The 10,940-nt window shown below is 40.9% G+C and carries 10 protein-coding genes; 3 read left to right on the top strand and 7 right to left on the bottom strand.

Translation table 11 applies throughout. The features are described 5' to 3' along the window. A partial coding sequence (locus DP117_RS31145; RefSeq protein ID WP_169222058.1) for a 2-succinylbenzoate--CoA ligase occupies positions 1-1,069 on the top strand: 1,069 nt, incomplete at its 5' end. 113 nt (positions 1,070-1,182) lie between these two features. On the opposite strand, the gene crtR is transcribed toward DP117_RS31145, so the two are convergent. After that, entirely contained in the window at positions 1,183-2,082 is a 900-nt protein-coding gene (gene crtR, locus DP117_RS31140) for a beta-carotene hydroxylase (RefSeq protein WP_169222057.1), read from the bottom strand. 465 nt (positions 2,083-2,547) lie between these two features. Between crtR and pyk the strand changes: the two genes are divergently transcribed. Both pyk and DP117_RS31130 read left to right on the top strand, forming a co-directional pair. Next, positions 2,548-4,317, top strand: coding sequence for a pyruvate kinase (gene pyk, locus DP117_RS31135; protein WP_169222056.1), 1,770 nt, complete (start codon positions 2,548-2,550; stop codon positions 4,315-4,317). A 280-nt stretch (positions 4,318-4,597) separates the two neighbouring features. Further along, complete coding sequence (locus DP117_RS31130; protein WP_169222055.1) at positions 4,598-5,332, top strand: methyltransferase domain-containing protein; 735 nt, start codon at positions 4,598-4,600, stop codon at positions 5,330-5,332. Between the two features lie 70 nt (positions 5,333-5,402). On the opposite strand, the gene DP117_RS31125 is transcribed toward DP117_RS31130, so the two are convergent. The 6 genes from DP117_RS31125 to DP117_RS31100 all read right to left on the bottom strand — a co-directional run bounded on the left by DP117_RS31125 (position 5,403) and on the right by DP117_RS31100 (position 10,517). Continuing rightward, entirely contained in the window at positions 5,403-6,500 is a 1,098-nt protein-coding gene (locus DP117_RS31125; RefSeq protein WP_169222054.1) for a glycosyltransferase family 1 protein, read from the bottom strand. Then, complete coding sequence (locus DP117_RS31120; RefSeq protein WP_169222053.1) at positions 6,481-7,077, bottom strand: Uma2 family endonuclease; 597 nt, start codon at positions 7,075-7,077, stop codon at positions 6,481-6,483. The genes DP117_RS31125 and DP117_RS31120 overlap by 20 nt, the downstream gene beginning before the upstream one ends. Positions 7,078-7,140: 63 nt before the next feature. Continuing rightward, positions 7,141-7,986: a glycosyltransferase gene (locus DP117_RS31115; protein WP_169222052.1), complete on the bottom strand. Its 846-nt coding sequence runs from the start codon at positions 7,984-7,986 to the stop codon at positions 7,141-7,143. Positions 7,987-8,158: 172 nt separating this feature from the next. Further along, positions 8,159-8,890, bottom strand: coding sequence for a DNA repair protein RadC (gene radC, locus DP117_RS31110; RefSeq protein WP_169222051.1), 732 nt, complete (start codon positions 8,888-8,890; stop codon positions 8,159-8,161). Positions 8,891-9,018: 128 nt separating this feature from the next. After that, positions 9,019-9,957, bottom strand: coding sequence for a phosphoribulokinase (locus tag DP117_RS31105; RefSeq protein ID WP_169222050.1), 939 nt, complete (start codon positions 9,955-9,957; stop codon positions 9,019-9,021). A gap of 326 nt (positions 9,958-10,283) precedes the next feature. Further along, on the bottom strand, positions 10,284-10,517 hold the full coding sequence (locus DP117_RS31100) for a zinc ribbon domain-containing protein (RefSeq protein ID WP_339381080.1): 234 nt from the start codon (positions 10,515-10,517) through the stop codon (positions 10,284-10,286). Positions 10,518-10,940 lie beyond the last annotated feature (423 nt).

The raw sequence follows: 10,940 nt of genomic DNA, 5'->3' as shown, positions 1-10,940 counted from the left end.
AGTGGGGGCCCCGAGTTCCCCACCTCCCCACTCAGAACTTATCATGATTCCTACTGGTGGTTCATCAGGAAAGATGAAGTTTGCTGTCCACACCTGGGAAACTTTAATGGTATCAGTGCGAGGATTTACAGAATTTTTTCATTGTGAGCAAGTTCATTCTTTCTGTGTGTTACCGCTTTATCACGTCAGCGGTTTGATGCAATTTATGCGCTCGTTTACCACTGGTGGAAAACTCGTTATTCAAACATTTAAAGAATTAGAATCTGGACAAATTAAGAAGATTCAACAATCAGATTTTTTTCTTTCTTTAGTACCAACACAGTTACAGCGTCTTCTACAAAATTCACAATTAACTCAGTGGTTATCTCAATTTCAAACTGTACTCTTAGGAGGTGCGCCAGCGTGGAGTGAACTTCTTGAAAAATCAAGATACTATAACATTCGGTTGGCTCCCACTTATGGAATGACGGAAACAGCCTCTCAAATTGCTACCCTCAAACCAGATGAATTTTTTAGTGGTAAAGAGAACTGTACTCAAATTCTCCCCCATGTCTCTGTAAAAATTTGCAATGAGCAAGGTGAGGAATTGAATTCAAATCAAATAGGAAACATCACAATCTATTCTCAATCTCTTGCCCTAGGGTACTATCCGAATAGTTGTGAGAATCAGGCTTATTTACAAGTAGATGATTTGGGTTTTTTAGATAACAAAGGTTATTTACATATAGTCGGACGTAACAGTGACAAAATTATTACAGGCGGTGAAAATGTTTATCCAATAGAAGTTGAATCCTCTATTAGAGCTACAGGAATAGTAGCCGATGTTTGTGTTATCGGCATACCAGATAAACTCTGGGGACAAGCAGTCACAGCAATTTACATTCCCAAAGACTCGAATACCTCTGATATAGAAATCCGAAATTTACTCAAAGATAAACTCAGCAAATTTAAAATTCCTAAAAATTGGATTGCTGTACAAACTTTACCTCGCAACTCTCAAGGCAAAATCAACCGCCAACAGCTACAGACAAAAGCCACAAAATTTATTCAAACTAGCCTAACTGATTAAAGCAAGTACGGTCTAGAGCACAGGTAAAGTCATCCTGAAAACCCGGTTTTGGCTGGAAAGACCAAATTAACGCTTGCGCTCAACGATAAAGTTACCGGGTTTTTTACCGCTTGCTAATTTTCTGTTGATTTGTGATGATGAAACCGAATTCCTAAAAAAATGTCATAAACAAATTCAAAAAAGTCTTTCTTTTGCAGAAGACCTATAGATTGATAGCAACCTTTTTCATCTAAAAGAGGTTTCATGAGATAATATGTAGGCTGGTAGTTATACCAGGGAATTGAAGGCCACAAATGATGAATTAAGTGGTAGTTCTGACCCATAATTAGGAGATTCAGAATTGGATGGGGATAGACACGAGCATTTTTCCAGCGATCACGTTCAGCAAAGGGACGATGGGGAAAATAATCAAAGAATAAACCGAGTGCTATCCCTACGACAAATGCTGGAATGAACCAAAAATTGAGAATGTAACCTAAAAAGTGATACTGAACTGAGATATAAACGATTGAAATCACAATCAAGCGGCTGAGAAACCATTCCAGCAGTTCATATTTGCGCCACAGTTGCCGTTTAAAGAAAAATACTTCGTGGTATAAAAAGCGAACCGCAATCAGCCACAGCGGACCACCTGTGGAAACATAATGATCTGGATCGTCTTCAGGATGGTTGACATGAGCATGATGCTGCAAATGAACTCGTGTAAATACGGGAAAAGCAAAAGCTAGCATCAAGGCACTGCCATGTCCTAACATGGCGTTTAGCACTCGGTTACGATGGGCAGATTGATGGCAAGCGTCGTGAATCACCGTTCCTGCAATGTGTAAAGCAAGAGTATTTGCACTAAAGCATAACCAGTGTGGCCACTCCCAGACCCAGTAACCAAAATTGGATAATACAAGAATTGCCACCGCTGCCAAAAACATCAGCAGCGTCGGATTAAAATCACCCGGAGGTGCTAAAAATTCCTTTGGCGGGATTGTCAGTGGCTTCTTTGCCTCCGACATCAGCATTATGAACTCCTTGTTGCTTTAACGAGATATAGTATTTAGATAATGCCACTTTTCTATAAGGAAAGTGAAGTTTTGCAAGACATAATGACGAATAATAAATTTGTGTGTCACAAGATTTATCTATTTCTTTACAAATCAGTGGCTGAATAACGGTATTATTTCAAAAGAATCTGAGCTTGTGCACCAGTGGCGCAATAGAGTCATCAATACCACCTATCAAGGCTAGGGGCTTGTCCGAAATGAGTCGAACAACTTTAGTGACAAGTAGCTCATTAAGGCACAATTTTGTGCAGGGGTTCCCCGTTAACAAAGCAACAAGAGGAATCAGTTTCTTAACTTTTTCATAACCTCACCTCCCCATGACCTGACTCATCTACCCAATTCGTGATTGACTCAGCAGCAACAGACAACAAGCGCTTCTTGATTTAGGATAATTCCCTGAGTAGCTCCCTAAACTTAGCTTTTATGCAATTAAAAGATTCTGTACGCCGAACAAAAATTGTCGCCACAATTGGTCCTGCAACCAGCAGCCCAGAAACGCTTAAAGCTCTTATAGAAGCTGGTGCAACGACGCTGCGGCTAAACTTTTCCCACGGTACTCATGCTGATCATCAGCGTAATATTCGCCTCATTCGGCAAACCGCCTTTGAACTGAATCAACCAGTCGCCATCCTTCAAGACTTGCAAGGACCGAAAATTCGCCTGGGAAAGTTTGACAACGGATCTATAGTTGTGGCGAAAGGCGATCGCTTCACTTTAACCAATCGTCCAGTAGTTGGTACACAGGAAATTAGCTGCGTTACCTACGATTATTTAGCAGAAGAAGTCCCTGTAGGTGCAAGAATTCTCCTTGATGATGGGCGCGTAGAAATGGTCGTAGAGGAGATTAACCGCGACAAAGGAGATTTGCACTGTCGCGTGAGTGTAGGAGGAGTGCTTTCAAACAATAAAGGGGTGAACTTTCCAGGCGTTTACCTGTCTGTGAAAGCAATGACCGAAAAAGACCGTGAGGATCTGATGTTTGGTCTGGATCAAGGTGTGGATTGGGTAGCACTTTCCTTTGTGCGCAACCCGCAAGACATGATAGAAATTAAAGAACTCATTTCCACTACAGGTAAACAAGTACCAGTCATTGCCAAAATTGAGAAACACGAAGCTATTGAGCAAATGGAAGCTGTTCTGGCTTTGTGTGATGGTGTGATGGTGGCAAGAGGTGACTTGGGCGTGGAATTACCAGCAGAGGATGTCCCAGTGCTACAAAAGCGGTTGATTGCAACCGCCAACCGTTTGGGAATTCCCATTATTACCGCTACCCAGATGTTAGACAGCATGGTTAACAACCCCCGTCCGACTCGTGCTGAAGTGTCCGATGTGGCAAATGCGATATTAGATGGGACAGATGCGGTGATGCTCTCAAATGAAACTGCTGTCGGCAAACACCCAGTCGAAGCTGTAGCAACGATGGCACGAATTGCTGAACGTATGGAACAAGAGGTGTGGTTGAACACAAACGCCTCTGGTGTGAGAGAAACCAAACATTCTATTCCGAATGCCATCAGTCAAGCTGTTGGTCAAATTGCAGAACAGCTAGGAGCTGCAGCAATTATGACTTTAACACAAACAGGAGCAACAGCGCGCAATGTCTCCAAGTTTCGTCCCAAAACACCGATTCTGGCAGTCACACCTCATGTCAATGTCGCACGACAGTTGCAACTTGTGTGGGGAGTCAAGCCGTTGTTGATGTTGGAACTTCCTTCCACTGGTCAGACATTCCAAGCAGCGATTAACGTAGCCCAAGAAAGAGAACTCTTGTTTGAGGGGAATTTGGTTGTCATGACCGCTGGGACTCTCCAAGGAATTTCTGGGTCAACAGATTTAATTAAGGTTGAAGTTGTGACGGCGGTACTCGGTCAAGGAATCGGACTGGGGCAAGGTTCTGTCAGTGGTCGCGCACGAGTTGTACAGACTGGTACAGATGCTAGTAACTTTAATTATGGAGAAATTTTAGTTGCCTCAGGTACAAGTGCTGATTTTGTGGAAGCAATTCGTAAAGCAGGTGGCATTATTACTGAAGAAGAAAGTCTTAATAGTCACGCAGCAATCATTGGCTTACGTCTTGGTGTGCCAGTTATCGTCGGTGTGAAAAAGGCAACTCAAGTGATTCGGGATGGAACTATTTTAACAATGGATATGCAACGCGGTTTGGTTTACTCAGGTGCAGTGGGAACACCTTAAAGAAGATTAAAGGTAATGGGTAATGGAAGGAAACAAGTGAACAGACAACCACTTACCTGTTACCAATGACTAATTATCTTTTATGGAACAAGCCAGATACCTTGCTCTTTATCGTTAGAGAAATGAGAGGGAGTTTGTATTTATCCTGCGTTAAATTTTTTTTATTAAGATTTGAAAAAATAAAAATTATACACAATACAATCTATGATGTCTTCTTGTGCTCAAGCAACTTCGACGATTCATTTTATAGGTGTCTCATATTATACATACACACAATACAATGATTCAAAAAAAAGCAATTCTACAAACGTTACCCAAACCCTTCAAGCAGTCTGCCAAAAAAATACTCAAATTTCCCCTAATGCTCAAGACAAGAGCCGAGTTATTAATGAGTGGTGTAGAACCCCTCGCCAATACATGGAATCAGCGTGGAGAGAGCATTCATCGCACTTATTTAGAGCAATTTTTACAAGAATTTTCTAAAGACATTAAAGGACACTGTTTAGAATTTCAAGAAGATTCCTATACATCACGCTTTGGTCGTACTCAAGTCACTAAGCTAGACATTTTACACAAGGAAACAGACAATCCTAAAGCCACTATTGTTGCTGATTTAACTCAACCCAATGATGTTCCTAGCAACACGTTTGATTGTATTATTTGTACCTATACACTGCACGTTATTCCAGATTTAGACTACATGGTTGGAGAATTGCATCGCATCTTAAAACCTAGTGGCGTGTTACTGGTTGCAGTGCCTGATATTACCAGAAATTATCCTCAATATAATGAACTTTGGCGTTTTACAGCAAAAGGTTTACACCTGCTGCTTGCAAAGTCTTTTGGGGATGAAAATGTCACTGTAAAAACTTATGGCAATTCTATGACAGCAGCTGGGGAATTGCGCGGAATGACAGTTGAGGACTTTACCACAGCACAACTCAATTACCATGATCCTCGCTATGCACTTGTTGTTTGTGCTAGATGTGTCAAAAAGTCTGAAAACTTGAGTTAAGCATATGCTGCAAAATGTGCTGACGAGTGAAATTTGTGTTTTGTCAAATAAAGTTCGCGTCGCACACACTTTAAACGTAACGTGATAAAACTTTAACAGTAGCGAGTCCTGTTTTTTCCCAACTAAATTGACTTGCTCTATTGATACTTTGAGTTGAAAGATGCTGACGCAATGCTGTATCAGTTGCAATTGTTTGCATCGCTTGAGTCATTTCCTCAACGTTGTAAGGGTTGATCACGATCGCAGCATCGCCAGCTACTTCTGGTAAAGATGAGAGATTGGAGGTGATGACGGGAGTACCACAAGCCATTGCTTCGAGAACTGGGAAACCAAAACCCTCCCAAAGACTGGGGAAGACGAGGGCGATCGCACCATGAATAATTTTGGGTAATTCGCTGTAAGGAACATAGTTGAGGAATTTCACTTTATCGGTTATGCCCAATTCCTGAATTTGCGTTTGCAACAAACGAGTAAAGCGTTTATCTTGTGGTCCTGCAAACCAAAGTTCATACTCCCCATTATGAGATAATGCTGCAAAGGCGGTAATAAGTCTGTGCAAGTTCTTATAAGGATCATGTCGCCCAATGTAGAGAAAATAGGGACATCTTGTAGGTTGGGCATCTTGTCTGCTATTTTCTAAATGAAGCGGGCGAAAGTGATTGGCGTCGTGTGCAAGCGGAATAGGAGTGATTTTGTTTGCGCTGATGTGATAAAAATCTATAATATCATTTGCTGTAGCGTGAGAGTTGCAAATAATATGTTGTGCTTGGGCGAGAACTTGGGGAACGTAGAAACGTGAGTAATGTGTCAGTGGTGACAAAAGTTTGGGAAAGCGCAACGGTATCAAATCGTGAACCATCACGATAAAGCGACAATCAGTATAAAGAGGCGCTTCTGGAAGTGGAGAAAATATAAGTTGAGATTTCAGCTTTTCATAGATTTTTGGTAGTTGAAATTGTGTCCACACAAGTCGGTCGAAATGTCCTTTGCTTCCCTGTGCAGGAGTTAAATTATCTGGTATTGAATAACAGTTAAATTCGGGGTAGTTTTGAGCAGTTAATAGGGTGGGATTAAGAGTTTTTAAAAAAGGAAAAAGATTTTTTGCATAGTTGCTTATGCCTGTAGGTTGGGAAAGAACTATGGATAAGTTAAATAATATTTTGCTCATTTCTATCAAACTGAACCCGTTCATAAATCTGATGGTGCGAAATTTGACAGTTAGCTGAAACTAAAGTCAAAACTCCATCCTCAGCATCAGATTCGCTAAATAGCCAGTTACCTTCTGGGGTTTTACTAAACTGCTCAATGTGGATTTGATATTGGTCAATGAGAATGTATTCTTGAAATTGAGGAATAGAACGATAGTATGTGAATTTGTCACCTCTATCTCGGCTACTGGTAGATTTAGAGAGAACTTCAAAGATAATACACGGATTAAGTACTGTGTCAGTACGTCTTTCCTCAAAAATCGGTGTACCTTTGATAATTAAGACATCTGGATAAGTGTGTTGGCGGTAGCGAGGAATCCATAGGCGTAAGTCATTAGCGTAAACATGGTGATCTTGCTCCTTAAGTGCGAGGGTAAGGGCAATTATTAAATTAACAACGATTTGATTATGGTTAATCGAACCACCTGTCATGGGAACAATTTCTCCATCACGGTATTCGCTGCGGTAGTCGGTGGTTTCTTCAAGTGCAAAATATTCTTCAATCGAGTAAAGACGGGATGGAATCTGTACAACCATAGCACAAGCCTATGAGTTTTTAATTTTGTGGTATGACCTTAGCCTAGCATTGTCGAGAAAGGTTTAAGGAAGCGATCGCCTCCAATACATTAACACGCCAGCAAATTTGCCCAACGCTACTTGAGGTTTGACAAAAATCAAAACCAAAGCATGACACATCAGGCGAATTAACCTGAGATTAAGAATCAATTTACTTGTATATCTATCTAAAGATAATAAATAACCATAAGTACTATTTTTGATTTTTCTAAAAACATACCTATTCGTAATTGAAGAAGGTTGATGTATGACACCAAACTGCTTAGTCACAGCAATGAAATGTCCCTGATTCGCATAGCGTCGGCAAAAATCAAAATCTTCATAGTAGAGAAAGTAAGCAGGGTCAAACTGAGGACACTCATCAAAATTCGCAAGATTAATGATAAAGCTACAACCTGTAATCCAATCACAATCAACGTAATCTGCATCTGTATTGCTCAACAAATCTTGAGTGATAATTGCTCCTTTTGACGGAAGAAAGCAACCACCTGCAAACCAAACTTTTCCTGTAGGAGTATGAACAATTGTGCCGAGAATAGAAATTTTTGGATGTTCCTTAAAAAATAACTGAACTTGATCCAAAACATTTTCTGAAAAATAAGCATCAGGATTGATTATCCAGACAATTCCTTGAGTGTCTTGGCTAGAAATCCATTTTATCCCTAAATTGCAACCACCACCAAACCCGAGATTCTTCTCAGCATTAAAGATGAGTACAGATTCATTTTTCAAATCATAGATAGAGTTGTCATCGGGAGAGTTATTAATGATGACTACTTTGTAATCATGATTTTTAAAACTTGGTAGACTATGAATCAGTTTATTAATGAGATTTGTCGAATAATAATTAACAACTAAAAAGTAAATCACATTATTTCACTTTGTTTGACACTCATCACCAATGAGAATTACAAAGCCTTGAGGCGACAGGAGGGGTTAAGTCTGGTTTGTACCACTCTATCAATGTTTTACTTCGTTCCACTCGCAGCAGACAAATAGTCAGTGATGAACCAGACTTGATAAGAGTTCTTTGTTGTTAAATCTAATCTCCCTGCGGACAATCCTCCCACAATGTTGTGATTTCTCGCAAACTTTGATGATTACCATCGCCTAAAATCAGATGATCCAAAACTGGAATACCCAAAAATTGCCCTCCCACTAACAGTTGTCGTGTTAATTCGATATCTTCTTGACTAGGTTCCACATTTCCAGACGGATGATTATGTGCTACTATAACTCGTGTTGCTCCTTGACGAATCACTTCACGGAAAATTTCGCGAGGAGGAGCTAAAGTTTCTGTAGCTGTACCAATGGTAATCACTTGCGTTCCTAGCAGGCGATTCTTTACATCTAACAATAATACTGCGAAACGCTCCTGATTTTGCCACATTAAGTCTTGACTCAAAGCAGCCGCTGCTGCTGCTGGACTATCAATTAACGTGCGTTCTCCTGGACGTGATTGAAAGGCTCGTTTTCCTAATTCTATCGCCGCTAATATGGTTGTCGCTTTTGCTGGACCAATACCAGGAATTTGCATCAATTCGGCGGCGCTAACATCTCGCAGAACAGCTAAGGGGTCTCGCTGATGTTTGCTCAGTTGCTGTAAAATATATTGTCCTAGACCTACCGCAGAAAGTTTTCCGTGTCCTTGACCGGTGCCTAGCAGAATTGCTATTAACTCGGCTGTAGCTAAAATTTTAGGACCATACGTTAACAACCGCTCACGCGGACGCTCACTCACAGGTATATCAGCAATTCTGAGGCAATAAGTCATAGACGAATACAAAGGATAAATAATAATATATAGACTTATTCCTAGTTATCCCCTGTAAATCTCAAAATCTCTAGATATTTGACAAAATCTTTAATTTTTAGGTCTTTTTTGGTATTTTATCCGCTTTTCTACTGATAAATCTGTGTTGCCTTGAGCATATGATAGGTAATTAATAGTTGGGTGAGGGCAAGGGGGTAACTCTGGATGGTTTCTCCTGTTGTACCAGCGACTTTGCCTAACTCTGGGTTTCCTTCGCGATCGCATATACTTTTGAGATAGGGCATATCAGCACAAAGAATATGTTCTAGCTTATTAACCTGTTCCAGAGTGGCATGACCATCTACTTCCAGAACATCAACTGGTTTGCTCATATCTCTATCTAATCCTAAGCGGATTGCTGACTCAAAACTGCCATCGCCGTAGTTGATAATTTGACTAAAATCTGGATGAGGAATTGTCGGACGAAGTACCAGACGTACATTGAGATGTCCATTGGTTTGGTCTAAATCATCATTTGGAGGGTAAAAACTGACTACAATGTCAGACCATTGTCGTTGTGGACGAATAAATTGCTCAGAATCTGGTTCACGTTTTCTAAGTTCCTCAAGCACTTGTTCTTCTGTGTAACCTCGCTTTTGCGTATCCCGCTTAATTTTCCACTGCGCACGTACAGATTCAGGGGGAGCAAGATAAACTTTCACATCGTAGCAGTCACAAGCACCACGGGTTGAATAACCCAATAATCCCTCTACAATCACAAATTTACTTGGCTTGACATAAATTGGTGGCTCAAAAATACCAGTTTTGTGGCTGTATACAGGCTTGAGAATTGGCTGTCCTATCCGAAGCTGGGACAGGTGTTGCTGCATAATATCAAGATGGTTGCAGTCAGGATGAAGAGCTGTAATACCAATTTCAGCACGCTGCTTACGGTCGTATTTATGATAATCATCTGTACAAATAACCGTAACATTCTCCGGTCCAAGAACCTGAGCAATCCCCTTAGTCAGTGTTGTTTTCCCTGCTGCACTATCCCCAACAATACCAAGAATGATAGGACGACTCATAGCTCCCCCTTTCTGAAGATACAGTAAAGTTTTATTTTAGATTGTATGTTATTTTACTCATTTTCTAAAGAAAATAGAATCTAACTTCAGAAGAAAATGTTTGCTAATGACCTGATTAAGTTAGGACTTTTTGACATGAACATTGAAAATTAAGGTTTTTGTCTTTAAACAGTATGCGCATTTATTTTTGTAAATAAATAAAGACTTTCTTGACACTCCCACGGCTGTTAAACTTTCGCTGCGCTCAGTTTAACAAAAAGCCGTGGGATTCTAGGCTCAACGTCGAAAGTTGCTCAAGCAAGTTTGCACCAGCATGAGTAGAGCTTTCAACTCCCAAGCGCGTTTCTTGGTTTCCGCTTAGAAACCTTGCTTCCCCCATGCCCTGAGGTAGCAATCTTTTCTTTGCCTTTACGAAGTATGTTGATGGCGGCAGCATAGTCACGTTGCAAAACACAACCACATTTACAAACATGTGTTCTAGTTGACAGCGACTTTTTGACCATCGCCCCGCAATTAGGGCACTGCTGTGAGGTGTAGTGAGGTTCTACAGCTAGTGCCACTTTTGCGTACTTCTGGGCAGTGCGATTCGTTGATATCTGAATCACGGTTAAAATCCGCAAAAATAAGATATCCAGTCAATACCATTGACTGAACTTCAGACAAAGATGTAGGTGAAAACCCTGCCCTCCAAGCTCAGGAGTGACTCCTTACCTGTCCACACCGAGCAAACTCGGAATTTTGCAGAGTGAAGCTGGAAGCAGGGCGCAATCAGACGGCTGTTATGGGCTGACACTGGCGCTAATAGGGGGTGTATACGGTGAAACAGAACCTGAAAAAGCAACCCAAAGTAAAGCAGGGCATAACAAAGACCCCCTAACTTCGTTAGAGCCAAAATCCCGTCGATGTATTGGCCCAGCAAGCGACAAGAGCAAGGGATTCTAACGGTTGAATTGGTTACACCTGACGGCACAAAACAATCTCAT

Origin of the sequence: Brasilonema sp. UFV-L1 (assembly GCF_012912105.1) — a bacterium.
Lineage (GTDB): Bacteria > Cyanobacteriota > Cyanobacteriia > Cyanobacteriales > Nostocaceae > Brasilonema.
The sequence above is the reverse complement of the archived record's forward strand: the minus strand, read 5'-3'. Positions and strand labels throughout refer to the sequence as shown.